This window comes from Brevibacillus sp. JNUCC-41 (genome assembly GCF_014844095.1).
Classification (GTDB): domain Bacteria; phylum Bacillota; class Bacilli; order Bacillales; family DSM-1321; genus Peribacillus; species Peribacillus aracenensis.
Genome location: NZ_CP062163.1, coordinates 800269 through 821729, shown reverse-complemented (window position 1 = coordinate 821729; position 21461 = coordinate 800269). Strand labels below are relative to the sequence as shown.

Genomic DNA, 21461 nt, shown 5'->3' with positions numbered 1-21461 from the left:
GTGATAGTCATCTTACCGATAAACTCTAACGAAACGAAGAAAGTGCTTTCTCATATGTATAATGAGGTATCGAAGGAATTGTTCGGCTTTGGTACGACGCTGCTGAAGGTCACTGTTGAGCAGAATGTGATTACATTCCAGGCCAAACATCGACGTGCCCCGCGCTCTGAAGCTTTGGAAGGGGAAGTTCCCAGCCTGAAGCAGGAGGTTGACTTCCATATGTCCCTGCTTTATAAAAAGAAACTGAAACAAAAGCTGGAAACGCAAACGAATTGGGATATTGAGGCTGTCCTGAGGGATTATGACTCAGCGACGCAGCTGGCATTCACCAATATTGTATTGAAGGAAAAAATCATCTAATCATATAAATGGATTTCACTTCGGATTTATCTGGAGGGAACGCCACTGGAGAACCAAAGGATAAGTTTTATCTTTGTTTACAAAGAAAAGACAATCTTGGGTAGAATTTCTATTCTATTTAAGATTGTCTTTTTTTACATTTATATCAGTAAAAAGGAAAATTTAAACAATATAATTTTGGAGGTTTGAATGATGAAAAAAATATTGATGATGTTATCGCTTTTCACATTAGTTTTAGCTGCATGCTCTTCAAAAGAGGATGGTAAGGAAAAACCAGCCAAATTAGTCGTTTCCACTTGGGGATTCGCCGATGATTTCTTCCGTCCGGAAGTTTATGAGCCATTTGAAAAGAAGCATAATGTAAAGATTGTTGTTGATTCAGGAAATAATGCAGTTCGATTGAACAAAGTACGCCAAGCGAATAGCGATGTGGATGTTATCTATTTATCCGACTACTATGCACAGCAGGGCATCGATGAAGGGTTATTTGAAAAAGTCGACCATAGCAAAATTCCGAATATTGATAAGATATACGACAAAGCAAAAGCGCCGAATGGCGATGACTTTGGACCAGCCTATACGATTGCACAATTTGGCATTGCCTATAATCCCGATGAAGTGAGTAAACCGATCACCTCTTGGAAAGATCTTTGGAGCAAGGATTTGGCAGGGAAGATCACGATCCCATCCATCACTTCAACAACTGGACCGATGTTTTTGGATGCCGCTTCAAAAGTTAGCGGAAGTGAAGAGTTCAATGAAGATAAAGCCTTCAATCAAATGAAAGAAATCATGCCGAATGCGGTTAAGGAATATGGGCAAACATCAGAGTTCGTCAACATGTTCTCACAAGGGGAAATCGCTGCAGGCCCGATCATGGAAATGTATTTTGGCGATTTACAGGAAGCCGTTCCCAATGCCAAGTTCATTTCCCCTGAAGAAGGCGGCTACGCAGTGATGAATACGGTGAATATTGTTAAAGCCAGCGATCAAAAAGAATTGGCCGGCGAATTCATGAATTACATCTTAAGCAAGGAAGTTCAGGAAAAATCAGCGAAAGCGAAAGTAGATTCTCCTGTCAATACGGAAGTCAAGCTCTCTGAAACGGAAGTGAAAGGCTTAACCTATGGAGATGACGTCATTAACAGCCTGCGTGTATTGGACATGAAGTTTGTAAATGAAGACTCTAAACAATGGATCGATCGTTGGAACCGTGAGCTTACACACTAAGAAAGAAACGAGGTGTGCTTGATGAAGAAAAAAATGATTCTTGATGTGGATACTGGAATAGATGATGCGATTGGGATCATCCTTGCTGTGAAAAGCCGTCAATTCGACATATTGGCGGTAACGACAGTGAACGGGAATGTATCACTTGATACGGCCACATTGAATACATGCAAAATATTGGATTTATTGAGTGAACAGGACATTTCAGTCATAAAGGGGGCAGATAGCCCAATTATCAGGAGCCCCTTTTTTGAACACCGGGTCCATGGCGAAGACGGGATTGGCGGAGCCTTGAAGGATGTGCCAGTCAAAAAGCGGCCTGATGATGGATTTGCTTCTGATTTCATCATCAATTCCATTTTGAATTTTCCTGGTGAAGTGACGCTTGTCATGACGGGACCTCTTACGAATTTGGCATTAGCGGTGAAAAAATGTCCGCAAATCACCAAGCTCGTTAAAGAAGTCATTTTCATGGGCGGAGTCGTTCAAGGTGTCGGCAATGTCACGCCAACCTCCGAATATAACACGTATGTCGATCCTGAAGCAGCCAAAATCGTTTTACAGGCAGGATTCACGTCCATCACGCAAGTTGGTCTTGATGTCACGAGAAAGGTTCTATTGTGTGAAGAGCATATCCAATTGATTCAAAACCTTGAACTTGCCGACTATATAAGGGAAAGTACATCAGATTATCGGAAAAGGTATTTTGAACGTAACGGTATATGGGCATGTGCGATGCATGATCCATTGGCTGTTGCCATTGCTTTGCAAGAAGATCTTGTCACCAGAGAAGAATATTATGTGGATGTTGAAACAAAGAGTGAGCTTTGTGACGGACAGATGGTTTGCGACTTTCAAAATAGGCTGATGAAGCCGCCAAATGCGCATGTTTGTCTGGATGTCGATGCGGAAGCGTTTTTCGACCTGTTCATTCGCATAATCAATTCATAAATCATTCGAACAGGGGGTTCCGAGGTGAAAAAACGCTATCTATACCTGTTGTTGTTTCCAGGCGTTCTATTTTTAACGATTTTCATGATCATTCCAATCCTAATGACGATTGGCACGACATTTTTTAATGAAAGCGGCGGCTTTTCCATACAAGGGTATCTTGATTTTTTCCAAGATCGATACTTTATTGAAATTCTGCTGACGACACTTAGGGTGAGTCTGTTCACGACAATCATTTGCATTCTATTAGGATTTCCAGCTGCTTATTATATTTCAAAACTGAAACAACGAAAAAAAGCCATCATGCTTTTGCTGACGATCTTCCCGCTATTGACAAGCCCTGTGGTCCGCTCATTCAGCTGGATGGTGATCATCGGTAAAAATGGTGTGGTGAATAAATTGCTCATGGGCATGGGCTTGATTGAAAAGCCGCTTGATATTTTGTACACGCCTACGGCCATCATCATCGGATTGGTCCATTTATTCCTGCCATTAATCATCGTGACGCTGGTGGGTGTGATGGAGAACATCGAAACGGACTTATTAAAAGCGGCGGAGAGCCTTGGAGCATCAAGGTTGGCCGTATTCTCAAAAGTGGTCATCCCGCTTTCGGTCCCAGGTTTGGTCATTGGCAGCATCCTTGTTTTTGTAGGGAGCTTCACGGCCTATACAACGCCTGCTTTATTAGGCGGGAAACAACGGGTCATTTCAACATTTCTTTATCAAAACGCGATTACATTGAACGAATGGCAAGTGGCATCGATTGTTGCTACCATCATGATTGCGGTGACAGTCCTTATCATATCGATCATGAATGGTTTGGCAAAAAAATTAAATCCAAAGGGGTAGAGGTGTATGCAGGAAAAAAATCGAGGATTGGCCCTGTTTACTCTCCTGGTGTTCCTTTTTTTACTAGGGCCTTTGCTTATCATATCCGTTACGTCATTCGAAGGCGGAAATATTTTGAAGTTCCCGCCAGAAGAGTTTTCTTTAAGATGGTATGAAAATATTTTTAATGTGGAAATGTTTTTGGTCGCTTTTAAAACGTCCATCCTTGTTTCACTGGCAGGCAATCTTCTGGCACTGTTACTGGGAGTGCCGGCTGCCTATGCATTAAGCCGGTTTGATTTCAAAGGGAAAAGCGTGATTAATGCATTTTTCGTTTCTCCCATATTAATACCGGGAATTGTGCTCGGCTTTGCGTTTTTACGTTATATTGTGGGGGCTTATCAGCTTCCGATTTATGCGGCACTGTTTGTGGGACATACTGTTATCATGCTGCCGTTCATCATCCGCGTGATTTCTTCAAGCTTATCAAACTTTGACTTTTCCATTGAAGAAGCGGCGGAGAGTCTCGGCGCCAGTAAACTGGGCACATTCTTTACAGTCGTCCTTCCGAATATAAAATCAGGAATTCTTGCGGCAGTCATGATCGCCTTCTTGGAATCCTTCAATAATGTGGACATTTCAGTTTATATGACAGGCCCTGGAGTAAGCACGTTTCCGATTCAAATGCTGACGTATGTAGAGAATTACTTCGATCCTACCATTTCGGCCATTTCCGTATTACTCATGTTCATAACGGCTTTCTTCATGTTTATAGTAGAACGGCTCATGGGATTGTCTTATTTCACAAAACGATAAGGAGGTAATGATGGATGGCTTTATTCACTTTACAAGATATATCTGTAGCATATAACAAACAGAATATATTAAAAGATTTCAATCTTGAGATTGAAAAAGGGAAACTGGTATCCCTTCTTGGCCCGAGCGGCTGTGGGAAAACGACGACTCTAAGGTTAATTGCCGGGTTTTTACAGGCGAACGAAGGAAAGTTTTTATTCAAGGAAAAGGACTATACGAAAGTGCCCGTCAACAAGCGGAATTTTGGCTTTGTGTTCCAAAACTATGCATTATTTCCGCATTTGTCGATATTCGATAACATTGCATTCGGTCTCCGTCTCAGAAAGATTTCTAAAAGTGAAATCGAAAAAAAAGTAATGAATGTGCTTGAGATCGTTAATTTAAAAGGGTTTGAAAAGAGATATCCCCAAGAGCTTTCCGGAGGCCAAAAGCAGCGGGTTGCAATTGCAAGGGCGCTGGTGATTGAACCGGACATCCTATTATTTGACGAGCCATTGAGTAATCTTGATGCAAACTTAAGGGTGAATATGAGGGTCGAGATCCGCCGTATCCAACAAGAGCTGGGAATTACAACCGTATATGTTTCCCATGACCAGGAAGAATGCTTCTCGATATCCGACCAGGTGGCGATCATGAATAAAGGGATCATCGAGCAGCTTAGTGATCCTGCGACCATTTACAAATATCCTGAAACCAGATTTGTCGCAGACTTCATCGGCTTCAAGAACTTCATTGAGTTCGATAAGCGGACAGATCATGACGGTAAAATTGAACTGAACAAATCCGGATACTCATTTGTGCTGAACAAGGATGCCCAGATGACCAATGCAACGGGAAAAGTGGGCGCCATCAGGCCGGACGATCTGTTGATCAAGGAAAAAGATAACATTGGAGCTGTTCAGGAAAATAGTTTATCTGGCCGGGTTAAGGTAAGTACCTATCTGGGAAGAAGCTATCAATATGTCGTTGAAACTCCAATAGGGGATTTCACCGTGAACAAGGAAATGGCGGAATCCTATCGGACGGGTCAGGAAATCATCCTTGAAATTCCGAAAAACCAGATGGTGCTTGTTGACTAGCTTAGGAGGGTAAGTTATGCGAATGGATATGCTTGTAAGAGATATCAACGTGTTTAACAGCTATTTTAAAAGATTTATTAAAGGGAATGCTGCCATCAAGGATGGAAAGTTCTATTATATCGGAGACCGGGAATTGGATGCCTTCGAGTCGGATCGAATCGTCGATGGGCAGGGTAAGTATATGATTCCAGGCCTGATCGATATCCATCTCCACATTGAAAGTACGATGGTGACGCCTGCGACTTTTTCCTACGGGTTAATCAAGAATGGCGTGACGACGATCGTGCCGGAACCGCATGAAATGGCCAATGTTTTCGGAATTTCCGGTGTGAAGGAAATGATCAAAGCTAGTAAAGATTGCGTAGCGGATATGTTTTATGCCATCCCGAGTTCCGTTCCTGCCACATCGATGGAAACAACAGGCGGTTCTATCGAAATAGATGATATAGATGAATTGATGGAAACCGAAGACATTAAATGTCTTGGCGAGATCATGAATTACTATGAGGTCATAACCGATCCGGATTGCAAAACGAATCAGATTTTGTCCCATATCCGTTCTCGTTATCCAGATCTGATCATAGAAGGGCACGTTCCAAAGCTGCTCGACTTGGACTTGCAGAAGATTGTTTATGCCGGAGTGAATTCCGATCATACGCACCAGACCGTGGAAGGGATGGATGCGAGGATCGCTGCCGGGATGTTCATAGAGATCCAAGAAAAATCAATGACTGAAGAAGTAATAGATTACTTGAAGGAAAATCAAGTGGATGAGCATTTCTGCTTTGTCACTGATGATGTCATGACCGACTCCTTCCAAAACAGGGGACATTTGAATGTCCTTTTAAAGAAAGCCATTCAAATGGGGATGACACCGGAAAAGGCGATATATGCATGCACCTATACACCTGCGCAGCGGATGAGGATGTATGACCGGGGTGCCATTGCACCTGGAAAAACGGCAGACTTCCTGCTGCTATCGGACTTGGAAACATTTGAAATTGAACAAGTATACAAAACAGGTGAGCTCGTTTATGAATCTTCACGGCCATATGTACAAGAAGTGAAGGAAAGACAATTTCCTGAGCATTTCTATCAAAGTGTGAAGCTTGCGGAACTTACGGAAAACGATTTTACCATCACAATCCCGGATAAGCTTGAACGCAGCAAGTGCAGGATCATAAACGTGCAGAATGGTTCTACTTTCACATCTGAAACCCATGATCATTTAGATGGGAAGAATGGTCAATTATGCTGGGAAGAAAGCCCTTATGGTTTAATCGCCACATTCGAACGATATGGGAAAAACGGTAATCGGGCGCACGGATTGATCACCGGCGATGTATTGAAGCGTGGAGCTGTCGCCACAACCTATTCGCATGATAACCATAATCTTTTGGTGATTGGCCATAATAAGCAGGATATGATGATGGCCGCTAACGAAGTCATAAGGAAGCAAGGCGGAGTCTGCTGCGTTGAAGACGGCAAGGTCCTATCCATGATTCCTCTTCCGGTAGGGGGAATCCTTTCCGAAGAGCCAATGGACATCGTATCAAGGCAGGTTCAGCACCTGACAGATGCACTAAAATCGTTAGGCTACGAACACTATAATGTCATCATGTCATTAAGCACCTTATCGCTTCCTGTCAGCCCGGCCCTGAAAATAACCGACCATGGATTGATTAACGTGAATGAAGGGAAAACAGTCCCTCTCATAATGAGTGATGAAGCTTAAACCGCGAAGGGGGTTATCCACTGGATAATCCCTATTTTTAATGGCTAAAAGTCTTCTTTTTTTCATTTGTATATAATTACCACTATAGGAAAGATGTGATAAAATAGAAGGACAACTGAGGATAGAGTGGTAGGTCACAGTTTTTCTTTTCCACCTAATGATAGATGGGAAGGAGGTGACCGCTTGATTCATTTCTTATTGAACTTAATTACTGATATGGGTAAAGAGATATTTGTTGCTGTAGCAACCAGTCTTATCCTGTCTATGTTCGCCAAGAAACGGAAAAAGAACCACTCATCCTCCCAAGATGGCAATGGTTCTTCTTCTGACGATTAATTAAGTTAGTTGTGACCAACCACTCTTGCTAGTTGTCAGCCTCATGTTAGCGCATGGGGCTGTTTTTTAGTTTATGTTAATATAAGGATAACATACCCCGATTTTAAAGTAAATATTCAGACAATGAAAAGGGGAGCTACTGAAGAGTGAAAAACATGGGCTTGGCCGCATTTTTTTGACTAGAATGATCCATTACATCACCCAAAATAAAACTTTGGAAAATGGCAAAAAGCAATTGACTCTTTCTTACTTATATGGTATGTTAATTCCAATCTAAGAAAAGGTGTGGTGTTTTATGTCGGGAGTAGGTATCAACTAATTTAGTTGAATAAGGTATTTAATCACTGGTATGTCAGTGCATTAAGTATGCCTTTTTTTACAGTGCAATTCTGCATTGTGAATACCTACCTTAAGACTGCTTCCTTTTCCATAAATCGTGTAACATGCAGGTGTTACGGCGAAAAGCATGGTGGGATTTGTCCTACCATGCTTTTTTGTGTACGCAGGTCTATTCGAGCTGCCCAATTTGTTATCGATTTTAGGTCCTTATAAGGCCGTGCCCGCAGGAGCTTTCTACTCAAATGGCTTGTTCATTTGTAAAGGTAGGGGGACCATTGCGGGCATTTTTTGGATTCGGGAATTTATCACTCACTCATTCAAGGAGGATCATGAGATGAATACAATGACTTATGAAAAATTACAATATATCCAACTCAAGGAAATGGTGAAAAATCATTGCGTAAGCGGTTTAGGAAAAGCGTTATTGGATCAGCTTAAGCCGAGCAGCATTTTGAAAGTCGTTAAAAATCGTTTGAACGAGACAACGGAGGCAAGGAACTTACTGAATGCGGAAAGCCATATTCCCTTGAAAGGCATTTCACATATTGGATTCCATATCGACAAACTGGAAAAAGGAATGATTTTGGAGCCGTCAGAGTTAGTGGCGATAGCAGATTTTTTAAGAGGCTGCAGGAATATCAAGAAATTCATGACCGATAAAGAGTTCTTTGCACCAACATTGCATGCCTATGCCCGCTCCATGACTGAATTCAGGAGCATTGAAGAAGAAATCCAATTCACCATAAAAGGAAATGCTGTTGTTTCCGAAGCAAGCAAGGACCTGAAACGGATCAGGAACCAAATCATCAAGACAGAAAGTAAAATAGAGGAACGGCTGAATAAGTTCTTGAAGAGCGGAGCCAATAAAGAGTTCATTCAGGAATTTTTCATCAGTAAAAAGGATGATCGCTACACCATCCCGATCAAAGCCTCCTATAAAAATCAAGTGGCCGGAACGATCGTGGAAGTATCGGCAAAAGGGGCTACCGTGTTCATCGAACCTGCCTCGGTGACGAAATTGAATGTAGAATTGGCCAGTTTAAAAGCGGAGGAATCGATGGAAGAGTATCAACTTTTGGCCACATTATCGGGAACGGTTTTCGAACAGCTGAAACCGATCAAGATAAACATCGAGTTAATCAGTCAATATGACATGATCTTTGCAAAAGCCAAGTTCAGTAAAAGCATGGATGCCATCGAACCGAAAATCAATGATCATGGTCATATTAAATTAAAGGGCTGTAAACATCCCCTTTTGCCGCAGGACAGCGTACCTTTGGATTTTGAAATCGGGAAGGACTATCGCAGCTTGATCATTACAGGCCCTAATGCCGGGGGTAAAACAGTCGTACTGAAAACGATCGGCATCCTTACATTGGCCGTCATGTCAGGGCTGCATGTTGCCGGGAAAGAAGGGACGGAACTTGCTGTCTTCGATCAGGTATTCGTCGATATCGGTGACAATCAAAGCATTGAAAATGCACTGAGCACGTTTTCATCGCATATGAAAAACATCTCGGAAATCATGGGGGCATTAACCAATAACTCCTTGCTGCTGTTCGATGAAATCGGGAGCGGAACGGAACCGAATGAAGGAGCCGCATTGGCGATTGCCATCCTTGAGGGATTTTATCAGAGGGGCTGCATAACCGTTGCGACCACCCATTATGGTGAAATCAAGCGCTATTCGGAAATACACAGTGATTTCATGAATGCGGCCATGCAATTCAACAGTGAAACACTTGAGCCAAAATACAAGCTGCTGATCGGTCAATCTGGGGAAAGCAATGCCCTCTGGATAGCCAAAAAAATGAATGTTCATGAAAAGGTCCTGCTAAAGGCAAAGCTCTATATCGACAATAAAGACTACGACTTGGAGCGTGTCCAGGAAGGTAAAATCAAAAAAGCGAAGCCAGCGGCCGTTCCTAAGGAAGCATCTTATGAATATGAAGTCGGTGACAAAGTGAAGGTAAGTGAACTGAATGGATATGCAATCGTTTATAAGAAAAAGGATTCATACAATAATGTCACCGTTCTTTTCGAAGATACCTTCAAGGAAGTTCATGCCAGTAGGCTCGAGCTGGAAATAAAGGCCGCCGATTTATATCCTGAAGGTTATGATCTCAATACTTTATTTGTCAGCTACAAAGAAAGGAAATTGAACCACGACCTTGAACGGGGGTCAAAGAAAGCGCTAAAGAACGTAGCAGCGGATATCCGGAAGAAGCTTGGTGAATAAAAAGAGTTGGATTTTAAACGGGAAAAACCAAATCCTGATGACTTATGAAATTATAATATAGTGGTTGTGAAAACCGTGTTCCACCAAAAAAGTTAGACATCGGCAGGGTATGAGTTTTGTTTTAACAGGGCTCATACCCTTTAATTTTGTCTTAATTTCTCGTGTGGAGAAAGAAGGATTAGGCTCTAGACGCAGATATAAAGGTATTAAACAATTTGTAAAGAGGGAATTTTAATAGTAATCAAGTTTAATAGCTATTGAATTCAAAAAATATTCAAAAAGCGAAGTAACAACAAAATCAATTAGAGTTGAGAGATATAATAAGAAAGGGATACATACATCATCTAAAAAAGGTTGTTAGTATCACCTAGATATTTAGCTTCTTACATCTTTTGAATGATCAAACATCTTTAAAATAAAAATTGAACTTAGAAAAAGTACTGGTATTCCTACAACAAAATAATAAATACCTTTGGGCATATACATATCAAAGAAATATAAAAATAATACTACCCAGAGAAATAGGACAATATATTTTTTTGATTTTTTCATTATTAATCAATCATCCTTTGAATTTAATAAAAATCTATCCAACCATTATTAGGCCTTTTATCTCTTTTATCAAGTTGTTTTGCTATCTGATTGCCAACATCTAAATAATTTAAAGCTATAGTTACACAAGCACCTGTAGCTAAAGCTAATTTTGGAGCTCCCCATGCCTTTAAACGACTTACCACAGTTTTTGTGAATAACTTTTCTGCTTCTTTTTTACCTTTTTTAATAATAAATGCTTGAATAGCCCCAACACCGCCGCCTATAGCAAAGCCAATTGCTCCATTAAATACAGCGCCAGCAAACTTTACACCAACTTTCACCTGTACAGCATGTGCCTTTTCAATGGCAAATGTTTTGTCAAAAATATTTTTGGCGGAAACTTCTATTTCATCATCATTTTCATAAGTTGTTGTGTTAATTTCTTCAACTTGTTCTATTAACTCAGTTTGTGCCAATGAAAGATCATTATATGTTTCTGAATTTTCATCAAAAAAATCCACCATGGCATTAGCAAATAATTTTTCTTCTTCTTCATTTTCTAATCCAGCCAAGGCTACTTGTTCTTTTACAATGGAATCAAATAATTCTTTTTCTTCAGTAGTCATTTTATCAATGGATGGCATATTTGCAACTTCATCTTCTAGGTCAAAATCTTTAGATACGACATATTCATCTAAATCAACTTTAGTTGAAAATCCCTCCACTTTTTCTGTAGCTAAAACATTTTCAAGGATTAGTTCTTCGCTTGCAAAACTACTTATAGATGTTAGTGAACTGCACAATAACATTAAAACTGCCAGTATTGATACCTTCTTAAATAACGACATTTTACTCCCCCTTTAATAAATTAATTAACTCAAAAAATCTCAGAAATATATTTTAACGGTCCGTTCAGGGGTAAACTGCTAACATAACTGCCTAGAATAGTAGTCACAGTTTACTAATCCTTGTTTCCAAAATAAACTATTTTTTTAGTTGGTGGGTTCCAAAAATGACCAGTACAATTTCAAAAATGATAGGGCTCTCCTTGTTTAGCGGGATAGATGTCGTCGTACTTTTCGAAGATACCTTCAAGGAAGTTCATGCCAATAGGCTCGAGCTGGAAATAAAGGCCGCCGATTTATATCCTGAAGGCTATGATCTCAATACTTTATTTGTCAGCTACAAAGAAAGGAAATTGAACCACGACCTTGAACGGGGGTCAAAGAAAGCGCTAAAGAACGTAGCAGCGGATATCCGGAAGAAGCTTGGTGAATAACCTGATGTAAAAACCAACATCAGCAGGGTATGAGTTCTGTATATTTACAGGGCTCATGCTTTTTTTTGCCTTCCTTTTCCTTGTGGATTGTAACAAGTCAAATTATTACAAGAAAAGATTTTGGCAGGATGATCAATCGTTAGGTGAGGTGGAAAAGTTTGCGGTTTTTCGTAACATGAGTTACAATCAATTACGGATATTAAAAGTCTGTAATAGTTTTAATTATGAGGTGCATCCATGAAGTATTCAAAGGCAACCAATTATGCACTACATACAATGGTGCATTTAACGATGGAACCAAAAGGTCAAGCAGTAAGCGTGGATCAGCTGGCGTACATGCAGGATTTGTCTCCGACGTACTTGTCGAAGATCTTGACGAAGCTTGTGAAGGCTGGATTGATTGAATCCGTGCCAGGGGCAAAAGGCGGCTACAGCATTTCACGTCGCGCGCAGGACATTTCGTTTCTGGATGTTATTGAAGCGGTGGAGGGTCAGTCGGTATTGTTCAACTGTGGGTTTGACCATGAAGAAAGCGAGTGTTTAATTGAGCGCGTGATGGTCGAGGCGGAAGGCAACATGAAGAAAGAACTGGCTGGACGAACGATTCAAAGCATTGCGGAGCAGATAGAAAAAAAACATGGTCATGAGACAAAAAAAGAAAAATAAATTTTTTTACATGAATTAAGGATATTAAGGGTCTTTAATAGGTTTTATAAAGAAGGAGTGTTTCATATGTTGGATTGTGTAATTATTGGCGGAGGACCTGCAGGACTGAATGCCGCATTGGTCATGGGGCGTGCTGGACGGAAAACAATTTTGTTTGATGAGGATAAACCCCGTAACCGGGTGATACAGGAGTCGCACGGATTTATCACACAGGATGGGGTGAAGCCGTCAGAGTTCAAGAAGCGGGCAAGAACGGATGTCCAGAAATATCCGTCCGTCTCCATTAAGGAGGAGCGGGTGGAGAGTATTGAAAAAGCCAGTGGTGTGTTCCGGATTCAAACGAAAGGCGGAACGGATTACATGGCGAAAAAAGTGCTTCTCGCAACAGGTCTTCGGGATGTTTTGCCGGAGATTCCAAGCATAAAGGATGTATACGGAACGAGTGTTTTCAGCTGTCCGTTTTGTGACGGCTGGGAAATGCGGGACCAAGCATTGGCGGTGATTGCGGATAATGAGCGGGCTTTTCATATGGGGAAACTGCTGTCAAACTGGAGCGGTGATGTAATTGTGTTTACAAATGGCTATCGGATGCTTGATGAGGAGAAGGATATCTTGGCTAGGCAGAACGTGACTGTCGTGGAAGAGAAGATTGAAGGTCTTGAAACGAGAGGAGGGCAGCTGACATCGATCCGGCTGCAAAACGGACAGGAAATCAAAAGAGAGGCAGGGATTGTGGTGACGGACTTGGTACAGTCTGCTCCTTTTGCGGAACAGCTTGGCTGCGAGATCACTCCAAACGGCGGGATAAAAGTGGATTCATTTGGACGAACAACGGTTGAAGGAGTATATGCATGCGGAGATACATCACTCAGCACGCCTTCTCAGCTGGTGATTGCGGCGGCGGAGGGCAATAAAGCGGCCGCTGGACTCATCATGGATTTAGTTGAAGCTGCATTTCTTTTGGAGGGATAGAATCCTTGACTGCATAAGGAAAAAGCTCTTTTCGTAAAGACTGTTGTTTTTAAAACGAAACGATTTAAGGTTGATTGGAGCGGAAGTTCGAGACTCCTGCGGGAGCAGCGGGACAGGTGAGGAGGCTCACCGCCCGCCCTGCGGAAAGCGAGCAATGGAGGGGAAATCAACCACACCGCTTGGTGAATAGCAACAAAGTATGTAAAACAGCCAAAGAAAAAGAGCTAATATTTGTAAAGGGGATTGAGGCATGACAGAATTCTGGGAAGCAAGTTTTATAGAAAATCAAATGATGTGGGGATTCGAACCTTCAGACTCCGCAATCTTGGCAAAGGACTTTTTCCTTGAGAATAAAGTTAAGGATATATTGATTCCTGGTATTGGATATGGCAGAAACGCAAAGGTTTTTATGGACAACGGAATACATGTAACAGGTATTGAGATTTCAAAAACAGCGATTGATTTGGCAAGGCAAAATGGGCTTAATAATAGTATTTTTCATGGTTCAGTAACCGATATGCCTTTTGATAACAAACGTTATGATGGTATATTTTGTTATGCACTTATTCACTTATTGAATAATCGTGAGAGAGATAAGTTTATTGAAGATTGCTATAAGCAGTTAAAGCCAAACGGATATATGATTTTTACTACTATTTCAAAAGAAGCGCCAATGTTTGGAAAAGGCAAACAACTGGATAAAGACTATTTCGAGATAATGGAAGGGGTAAAAATGTTTTTTTATGATTCCGATTCGATTAAACAAGAGTTTGGAAAATATGGATTGATAGATTTTCCGGAAATTGTCGAGCCTCATAAGAATATGGAACATAAACCTCCATTTAAATTTATAATGATAAAATGTCAAAAGGAACTATCATAAAAAATCAAAATAGTGAATTGTTAAGGCTTATGAAGTGATTACGTATTATCCATAAAAAGGGCATGTTTTGATCAATCAAAACATGCCCTTTTCTATTTGCTCCCGTACCGCCCTACGTTCCAATCAGCGTTCAAATTGTCTACAGTCTGAAGCCTCTTTAAATGACAGGCTTTTTTGCGTTGTATCGCCAAAAGTCTATTTTACTTAATTCTTTTACTTCTATCATGATATAGATTGATTAATTCTGCATTTTGCTCCTTCATCTTTTTCACATTCTTATTAATCGTGGCCAATTCCCACAGTACAGCTAATCCAAAGATTAGCATAAGCGTTAATAAATCCATCGTTGCCCTCCTATTGATGTTGTGTACCTTTAATTAAATGACTCTTTTCAATTTCCTTGGATTCAATTCCTCAACTTGGGAAGGCAAGTTTTTTCTTTGATAATAATTGTTTTGAATCAATGCATATATCACTAAAAAAGTTCCCAGTAATTCGAATGATGATAGTGATTTTCCTTGGATAAAAACGATGGCCAATGTGGTTATTGGAACTAAATTGATAAATAGGATCCCATTGATCGGCGTTAAAAGTTTAATGCCTGAATTCCAGCTTAAAAGGGCAATGGCACCGGGGAAAATAATCATGAAAATCATTTCGCCATAAATGGATTGCATAACCTCTGCTGTAGGGGCAGACAGGCCCATTGCAGTTGCGAGAAATGTTATGATTGCTGATACTGCAGTTCCTAAAATGCACGTTAAAGTCGAATATCGGAGTGTTGACCATCCATTGAATTGGTCGCCGCCCATCGTATATATAACCCAGCCTATAACCCCGATGAGAATGAAAAGGATAGGGATGATGCTATCTTTCAATAAAAATAGGAATGATATGTCGCCATTGGTAATGACGAGAATGGCCCCTATCAAGGCAATGAACATACTGGCGATGGTATACTTCATGGGTCTGGTATTTTTGAAAACCCACAGAATTAAAATTGAAATCATAGGCATTAATGATTCCATGATGGAAGCGATAATTACCCCGTTATGCCCCAGTAAGTCTTGACCTGCGAAAATAAGGAAGTTGTATACAGTGAACGCCATCGTTCCAAAAAACAATAATTTCTTCCCTTTCCCTTCCAGGCTAAAAGACTTCTTTCCCTCCTTAATTAATAGCAATATCGCTAAAATTACACTAACAGCTAAATATCGCAAAAAAGAGAAATAAAATGGATCAATATATATTAAGGCCCTTTCTGCAACTGGAAACATCGCTCCCCAAGAAATGCTGGCTGTCAAACATAAAAGTGCACCGATTAAAACTTGATTTTTTTTCATAAAAGCTTCCCCTCAAAAATAATGATTGATTAAATTCCTATACACACCTTATGATAAAGTCATTATCATGTAAAATGACTTAAAATGAATATAATCATCATTATTAATGATAGTTAAGAAAGGGGGGCACTTTTATGGAAATGCGGGATTTGCAAATATTCCAGTGCGTCGCTAAATATGGAAGCGTAAGTAAGGCGGCTGTTGAATTGAATTACGTCCAATCCAATGTAACGGCTAGGATTAAGCATTTAGAGCAAGAGTTACGGACGCCTTTATTCAATCGACATAAACGTGGCATGTCTTTAACTGCAGAGGCTAGAAAAATGCTTGAGTATGTAAACAAAATATTGCTTGATGTGGAAGAACTCAAGCAAGTATTCCTGGATAGTGAAACACCTACAGGGATATTGAACATCGGTACAGTTGAAACGGTCAGCGATCTTCCCAAGATTCTAGCCTCTTATTATAAACAGTATCCAAATGTCGATTTATCCATTAAGGCGGGGATAACCGAGGATTTAATTAAAGATGTCATCGAACATAGGCTGGATGGCGCTTTTGTTACAGGACCGATTAAACATCCGCTCATTCAGCCATACGATGTGTGTACAGAAAAACTTGTATTAGTTACAAGAAATGAAACATTTAACCTGGAAGAAATTATAACAGAACCATTTTTAGTATTCAGTCAGGGTTGTGGCTATCGCTCAAAACTGGAACAATGGCTGAAAGAAGAAGAAGTGATGCCCAAAAGGATCATGGAGTTCAATGTATTGGAAACGATCTTAACCAGCGTGACACTAGGCCTTGGCATTACCCTCGTACCACAATCAGCGGTAAATCACCTTACAGCCACTGAAAAAGTGCACGTGCATGCAATTCCGGAAGAATACGGAAATATTTCGACTGTCTTCATTCACCGTAAAGATGCTTATATGACAAACTCCATGCAAAGCTTCTTACAAACCATTGAAGCTCATCATGACAGCCGATTTAAGCAAAAACTTGGATCCACTCCTGAGCTAATATGAAGGATATTCTTTACATAGAATGATGGAGGATCGCTGAAACCGATTATTAGGCTGCGAAACTATTAGGGGTGGCGAAAACGTATGGATGAAAAAGACTGTTTAATTTTGCAATATTTATATAAGAGTGGTTCAATGAAAGGTTTCTTCTTGAGGAAGAAAATATATGCATCATTTCAAAAGATGTGATACCTGTTGTTAGCCTTCCGGAATTTCCAATGCTTAATCGCAAAGAACCGAATGGTTTGCTGAAATATATATCGCAAATTCCCTCTGAAAAAGGTATTGATTATTGGTGGAATGAAAGGTTTGGATCGCCTCCTCTGGTAATGATGCAAGTGGATAGTTATGGGACATACAAGGAAATGGTCAAAAGAGGGTTTGGGTATGCCATTATTCCTCGTGTTTTTTTGCAAAAAGATGATGACTTGTTTTCCTATGATTTGATTTTTAAAAATGGTGAAGAACTAAAAAGAAGAACATGGATGCTATACCGAAAATCATCTCTACAATTAGCTAGTTTTCCAAGTTTGTGAGTAAAATTAAAAAGCTATTTTGCTATAGTGAGAAAAACTAAAATGGTTGTTCGCCTTTCAGACTGTAGGCAAACTCGAAGAAAAGCGAGTTTGCCTATAGTTTTTTTCTTTTAAATCGTTCCTGTTGAATGGAATGGAATGTACGAGATTCCTGCTGGGAAAGAGTCCCGAAGAGGCTAGTAAAACCAATAGCCAAACTTTTTTGCTTAGCTGAAGAAAAATTGTATTACTTTTCATCAATTGGGAAAATATATAAGTAATAGCAAGAAGGAGGGAACAGAGATGGAAGTTAATATGAGTGTTGAAGAAGTCGTGAATCAAATTTCTGAATTAGTAGAAAAAGAAGGAAAGCCACCTCGAAAGAAAGAGGTAAAGAAGTCAGATCCGGAGTTAATGAAAAATGCATTGTATTATTTTCCTAATTGGGATACTGCAGTAGAACATAGCATGGGATCTTAACCATAAACGATACATAAATATTTATTTTTCAATTAGTATATATAAGGCAAGGGAAGTTATGAAGGCCGCCAATGGGCGGCCTTTTGAACGTGCGATTCTTTACATTGGAACATCATTTCCGGCAAGCCCGGGCAATGTAATGAAATCAACTAACTTTGCATATTTTGATTGCTCCTTTATCAGGCGCTTTTCCTGAACTGGAAAGCGTCTTTGTTATGGAAAAAAGGGAAATGATACTTATTAACTTAAGGGTAGTATTTTCTTGAAATTAGTAAATGAATCAATTTCATATTTTCTTTTCGGAAAGGGAGGAGCATCGATCTTTTTTTGGTCTATATAGTCTGATACTTGCAAAGATGCATAGTGTAACTTTTTTACATATGGAGCCGTATAATAATTTGTTAAAACACATGAAAAGAGGGTTCCAATGAAAAAGATATTGTTTATTTTGGCAGCCGTTTTTTTGGTAACAGGACTTAGTGCTTGTAACGGAGTCCAGGAGGAAAATAAGGAATCTCCACCAATTTCAGAAAAGCCAAATGATAAACCTAAGCAAACCGGCGGGCTAGATGAAAATCTTCCAGGTGAATCGGTCGATGATCCGACAAAAGATCGGCCAAATGCGAAAACGGATATGATCATTTTAGAAGGTATGGAAGAATCATTTCAATTCAGGCTTCATCATAGTCAGGCACTGGGATTCTCAACCTACATCGTGGATGACATGGTCGTTGAAGAGGCTAGTTCTGGTGAAGGAGATGCAATGATTGTTATTGCAAATTTTGCAGGCAAGAGAAATGAGGATGCCAAAGTTCAGATATTCTCCAAAAGGGAGGGTACGAATGTGACAACAGAAGAAAAGAAGGAGTTTGCGAGGGAAGTGGTGATTAGCAACGACTTTGAGATTAAACAGCGATCTGATAATAGGCCTAACCGATTTGATTGGTCTGAGGTCGAATTTGACATTAGTCAGCAGGGCAGTAATTCAATATTGGGTACCGTGTCGGTTTTTCAACATGGCGACCGGGTTTACTATGCGATAGTTCAATACCCGGAAGAATATGAAGAAGGCTTCATACCGCGGGTTGTAAAAATGTTTGATGATATCGTTTGGTATGAAGCACCTTGATAAATGAGGATCCGGAATTGGGAATAATTATCGATTTTTCTGGGAGCAGCTCTATGGCTGTTCTTTTTAAGTAGTAGATTGTATGCTTTAAACCAGGTTAGGAAGGAAAAATGATTGGCTTAGAGAATAGTTATGGAAAGGTGACATACATCTCAAAAAAATGAATTTGATTGAAAATAGGTGAAGCAAGTGGAGTTGGATACATTATATAAGACATATCAACCTTTTCTTTTTTCCATCGCATACCGGATGCTTGGATCTGTTACCGACGCAGAAGATATCGTTCATGATTTATTCCTGCAGCTTAAGCTTGATACCGAACATATTAAGGACATGAAAGCATATCTTGCGAAGATGACGACTAATCGCTGTCTGAACTTTTTAAATTCAGCCCGTAAGAGAAGGGAGGTTTACACAGGACCTTGGCTGCCTGAACCTCGGGTAAACGAAACAGATCAGCCTTTAGATAAGGTTGTAACGGATGAAACGGTTGCATATGCCTTCCTCGTTTTGCTGGAACAGCTTTCACCTGTTGAAAGAGCGGTTTTCGTGCTTAGAGAAGCATTCGCTTACAGCTATGAAGATATTGCCGAAATGCTGGAAAAGAATGAAGTGAACTGCAGAAAGATCTACAGCCGGGCTAAGCGGAAATTACAGAATGATCTGCCAGTCCATCCGGGGGATACGAAACATGTCGATCTATTGGCACAAAAATTCATAAAGGCATCTACGACAGGAAACTTTGAGGAGCTTTTGGATATCCTTACAGAAGATGTTGTCCTTGTTACTGATGGAGGAGGAAAAGTGCTATCTGCCTTAAATCCGATTGTAAACAAACAGCGCGTATTCTCCTTTCTTACAGGAGTGTCTGCTAAAGGAAGTTTCATAGGAGAACTTCTTCCTGTGATGGTCAATGGTCAGGAAGGAATTTTGCAAATGAAGGAAGGAAAGCCTGTCAAAGTCATCTGCTTTGAATTGGATTCAAAGCAAAAAAATATCAGAAAAATCTTTATTGTTACCAATCCCGATAAATTAAATCATATTCCTATTCCATAATAGGGTAGACGGAGGGCTCATAACGGGCTCTCTGTTTTTGTATGTCACAAATCAAAACCCTATTTTGTCTTATAAGTGGAACCAAAAAGATTTAATGGAGGAGATAGACATGGAACAACGCATTAACTACATGAAGACAAATCGGGAAGTGGTCAAATTAATGATGGGATTGGAGGAGTACAAGAAAACAACGGAAATCGATAGCAAATTAATCGAATTGATTAAAATTCGCGCATCTCAAATCAATGGCTGTGCGTACTGCTTGGATATGCATACAAAGGATGCCCGGGCAATGGGTGAAACGGAACAAAGAATTTACTGCTTGAGTGCTTGGCGTGAATCACCATTCTATTCTGAACCGGAAAGGGCAGCGCTGGAATTGACGGAAGCGGTCACTGCCATTTCTGCAAACGGTGTACCTGATGAACTGTATGAGCGGGTCCGCCTTCATTTTGATGAAAAACAATATATCGATCTCGTTACCATCATCATCACAATCAACGGCTGGAACAGATTGGCCATTTCAGCTCAAAACATCCCCGGGCACTATAAGCCCGTAATGCAAAAATAATTTTGGATTAAAATCCCTTGTATGCAACACAAATTAGGATATAAATTAGATCGAAGCGATTTGGTCCCAGTTTTTACCCATGAATGCTGATTTAACGGGATTCACCTATAAAATCAGCATGAAGTTTAGCTAACTTTTGCGAAACAACCAATGGACATCAAGCATCATTATAAAAGGCCACGTTTTTGTATGAAACGTGGCTTTTTATAATCATTTTTCTTTTTTATAAAAGCGTTCACCTGTTTCAGGATTATAATACACTCTTGTTTTTTCTCCAGTCACAGGGTCCATATTTACTTCATCTGTCGGTTGAAATCCATCAGGAACTTTTACACCGTGATTACGTTTAAACCGTTTATCATAGATAAAGTATCCAAGTAAAATGCATAAGATAACTATAACAATTTGTAATATATAGTACCCTATGATGAATTTCATTATATTGCCTCCACAATAACGGCAGTTCCATATGCAACAATTTCACTCATATTTTTACCGATTTCCCCAGAATCATATCTCATCATTACAATTGCGTTTGCGCCCATTTGATTGGCATTTTTAATCATACGGTCCATAGCTTCTTTTCTTGAATCTTCAAGCATAGCTGTATATTGCTTGATTTCTCCGCCTACTAAGGATTTTAACCCTGCCATGATATCGCCGCCAATCCCTCTGCTTCTTACAATTAGACCAAAGGCGGGTCCTTTCACTTCTACAATTTTGTAACCTTCAATATTTTCTGTGGTAACTACCAACATAATAATCGCCTCCATCTTATTTACTTTATTGAAAGTAAGCCCACAATATCTTTTATATCTATGTGCTGTGCAGCCCTATACTCTTTTTTAATATTTCTCCATAAACAGAAGGCATATCTTCAGCTATTGTGTTACCTCCATTGAATAATGATTACCTGTTTATCAAGCAAAAAAAATTATACCATTCCTTTAAATTTTAACATAATACAAGCTTCATCCTGTTTAACACCTAGCATATTTCGAATAAACATAAAAAATCCCATTTCGCAGAAAAGAAATGGGATGAAATTTTAAGCAGATGAATTGTGATCTGGAGGTTATGTTATATCCAACT

The 21461-nt window shown here is 39.9% G+C and carries 24 protein-coding genes; 19 read left to right on the top strand and 5 right to left on the bottom strand.

Features of this window, described 5'->3' with window-relative positions; genetic code table 11:
• Positions 1-54 precede the first annotated feature (54 nt).
• From JNUCC41_RS04075 to JNUCC41_RS04035, 9 genes are all read left to right on the top strand, one after another.
• The gene (locus JNUCC41_RS04075) at positions 55-360 is read left to right on the top strand and encodes a DUF2294 domain-containing protein (RefSeq protein WP_081113038.1); all 306 of its coding nucleotides are present in this window, start codon (positions 55-57) and stop codon (positions 358-360) included.
• A gap of 192 nt (positions 361-552) precedes the next feature.
• Complete coding sequence (locus JNUCC41_RS04070) at positions 553-1590, top strand: ABC transporter substrate-binding protein (RefSeq protein WP_192208029.1); 1038 nt, start codon at positions 553-555, stop codon at positions 1588-1590.
• A 21-nt stretch (positions 1591-1611) separates the two neighbouring features.
• A complete protein-coding gene (locus tag JNUCC41_RS04065) occupies positions 1612-2541 on the top strand; it encodes a nucleoside hydrolase (RefSeq protein ID WP_192206494.1) in 930 nt (309 codons plus the stop codon).
• 24 nt (positions 2542-2565) lie between these two features.
• Positions 2566-3390: an ABC transporter permease gene (locus JNUCC41_RS04060; RefSeq protein WP_192206493.1), complete on the top strand. Its 825-nt coding sequence runs from the start codon at positions 2566-2568 to the stop codon at positions 3388-3390.
• 6 nt (positions 3391-3396) lie between these two features.
• Positions 3397-4185: an ABC transporter permease gene (locus JNUCC41_RS04055; protein WP_192206492.1), complete on the top strand. Its 789-nt coding sequence runs from the start codon at positions 3397-3399 to the stop codon at positions 4183-4185.
• Between the two features lie 14 nt (positions 4186-4199).
• Positions 4200-5264 (top strand): ABC transporter ATP-binding protein, encoded by a 1065-nt coding sequence (locus JNUCC41_RS04050; protein WP_192206491.1) that lies wholly within the window; start codon positions 4200-4202, stop codon positions 5262-5264.
• A 16-nt stretch (positions 5265-5280) separates the two neighbouring features.
• The gene (locus tag JNUCC41_RS04045) at positions 5281-6999 is read left to right on the top strand and encodes an adenine deaminase C-terminal domain-containing protein (RefSeq protein WP_192206490.1); all 1719 of its coding nucleotides are present in this window, start codon (positions 5281-5283) and stop codon (positions 6997-6999) included.
• 183 nt (positions 7000-7182) lie between these two features.
• Positions 7183-7335, top strand: a complete 153-nt coding sequence (locus JNUCC41_RS04040; protein WP_153246156.1) for a hypothetical protein — start codon at positions 7183-7185, stop codon at positions 7333-7335.
• 673 nt (positions 7336-8008) lie between these two features.
• Positions 8009-9913: an endonuclease MutS2 gene (locus JNUCC41_RS04035; RefSeq protein WP_192206489.1), complete on the top strand. Its 1905-nt coding sequence runs from the start codon at positions 8009-8011 to the stop codon at positions 9911-9913.
• Between the two features lie 575 nt (positions 9914-10488).
• Here JNUCC41_RS04035 and JNUCC41_RS26640 read toward each other — a convergent pair.
• Positions 10489-11295, bottom strand: coding sequence for a hypothetical protein (locus JNUCC41_RS26640; RefSeq protein WP_228467532.1), 807 nt, complete (start codon positions 11293-11295; stop codon positions 10489-10491).
• Between the two features lie 164 nt (positions 11296-11459).
• Between JNUCC41_RS26640 and JNUCC41_RS04025 the strand changes: the two genes are divergently transcribed.
• The 4 genes from JNUCC41_RS04025 (at position 11460) to JNUCC41_RS04010 (ending at position 14247) form a co-directional block, all read left to right on the top strand.
• Positions 11460-11726 carry a hypothetical protein gene (locus tag JNUCC41_RS04025; protein ID WP_192206488.1) on the top strand — a complete coding sequence of 89 codons (267 nt, stop codon included), beginning with the start codon at positions 11460-11462 and terminating at the stop codon, positions 11724-11726.
• 237 nt (positions 11727-11963) lie between these two features.
• On the top strand, positions 11964-12392 hold the full coding sequence (locus tag JNUCC41_RS04020) for an Rrf2 family transcriptional regulator (protein ID WP_192206487.1): 429 nt from the start codon (positions 11964-11966) through the stop codon (positions 12390-12392).
• A 66-nt stretch (positions 12393-12458) separates the two neighbouring features.
• Positions 12459-13364, top strand: coding sequence for an NAD(P)/FAD-dependent oxidoreductase (locus tag JNUCC41_RS04015; RefSeq protein ID WP_192206486.1), 906 nt, complete (start codon positions 12459-12461; stop codon positions 13362-13364).
• Between the two features lie 250 nt (positions 13365-13614).
• A complete protein-coding gene (locus JNUCC41_RS04010) occupies positions 13615-14247 on the top strand; it encodes a class I SAM-dependent methyltransferase (protein ID WP_192206485.1) in 633 nt (210 codons plus the stop codon).
• Positions 14248-14447: 200 nt separating this feature from the next.
• On the opposite strand, the gene JNUCC41_RS04005 is transcribed toward JNUCC41_RS04010, so the two are convergent.
• Both JNUCC41_RS04005 and JNUCC41_RS04000 read right to left on the bottom strand, forming a co-directional pair.
• Positions 14448-14591, bottom strand: a complete 144-nt coding sequence (locus JNUCC41_RS04005; protein ID WP_192206484.1) for a hypothetical protein — start codon at positions 14589-14591, stop codon at positions 14448-14450.
• Between the two features lie 33 nt (positions 14592-14624).
• Positions 14625-15590 carry a DMT family transporter gene (locus tag JNUCC41_RS04000; protein WP_192206483.1) on the bottom strand — a complete coding sequence of 322 codons (966 nt, stop codon included), beginning with the start codon at positions 15588-15590 and terminating at the stop codon, positions 14625-14627.
• A 134-nt stretch (positions 15591-15724) separates the two neighbouring features.
• On the opposite strand from JNUCC41_RS04000, the gene JNUCC41_RS03995 reads away from it, so the two are divergent.
• The 6 genes from JNUCC41_RS03995 to JNUCC41_RS03970 all read left to right on the top strand — a co-directional run bounded on the left by JNUCC41_RS03995 (position 15725) and on the right by JNUCC41_RS03970 (position 20369).
• Entirely contained in the window at positions 15725-16621 is an 897-nt protein-coding gene (locus tag JNUCC41_RS03995; protein ID WP_192206482.1) for a LysR family transcriptional regulator, read from the top strand.
• A gap of 215 nt (positions 16622-16836) precedes the next feature.
• Complete coding sequence (locus tag JNUCC41_RS03990; protein WP_192206481.1) at positions 16837-17154, top strand: LysR substrate-binding domain-containing protein; 318 nt, start codon at positions 16837-16839, stop codon at positions 17152-17154.
• 282 nt (positions 17155-17436) lie between these two features.
• Positions 17437-17613, top strand: coding sequence for a hypothetical protein (locus JNUCC41_RS03985; RefSeq protein WP_192206480.1), 177 nt, complete (start codon positions 17437-17439; stop codon positions 17611-17613).
• Between the two features lie 427 nt (positions 17614-18040).
• Positions 18041-18742, top strand: a complete 702-nt coding sequence (locus tag JNUCC41_RS03980) for a hypothetical protein (protein ID WP_192206479.1) — start codon at positions 18041-18043, stop codon at positions 18740-18742.
• Positions 18743-18931: 189 nt separating this feature from the next.
• A complete protein-coding gene (locus JNUCC41_RS03975) occupies positions 18932-19798 on the top strand; it encodes an RNA polymerase sigma-70 factor (protein ID WP_192206478.1) in 867 nt (288 codons plus the stop codon).
• Positions 19799-19907: 109 nt separating this feature from the next.
• Entirely contained in the window at positions 19908-20369 is a 462-nt protein-coding gene (locus JNUCC41_RS03970; protein ID WP_192206477.1) for a carboxymuconolactone decarboxylase family protein, read from the top strand.
• 210 nt (positions 20370-20579) lie between these two features.
• Here the strand turns inward: JNUCC41_RS03970 and JNUCC41_RS03965 are convergent, their stop codons facing one another.
• Both JNUCC41_RS03965 and JNUCC41_RS03960 read right to left on the bottom strand, forming a co-directional pair.
• On the bottom strand, positions 20580-20807 hold the full coding sequence (locus tag JNUCC41_RS03965; RefSeq protein WP_192206476.1) for a hypothetical protein: 228 nt from the start codon (positions 20805-20807) through the stop codon (positions 20580-20582).
• Positions 20807-21127, bottom strand: coding sequence for a YbjQ family protein (locus JNUCC41_RS03960; protein ID WP_144528821.1), 321 nt, complete (start codon positions 21125-21127; stop codon positions 20807-20809). The genes JNUCC41_RS03965 and JNUCC41_RS03960 overlap by 1 nt, the downstream gene beginning before the upstream one ends.
• Positions 21128-21461: the final 334 nt, after the last annotated feature.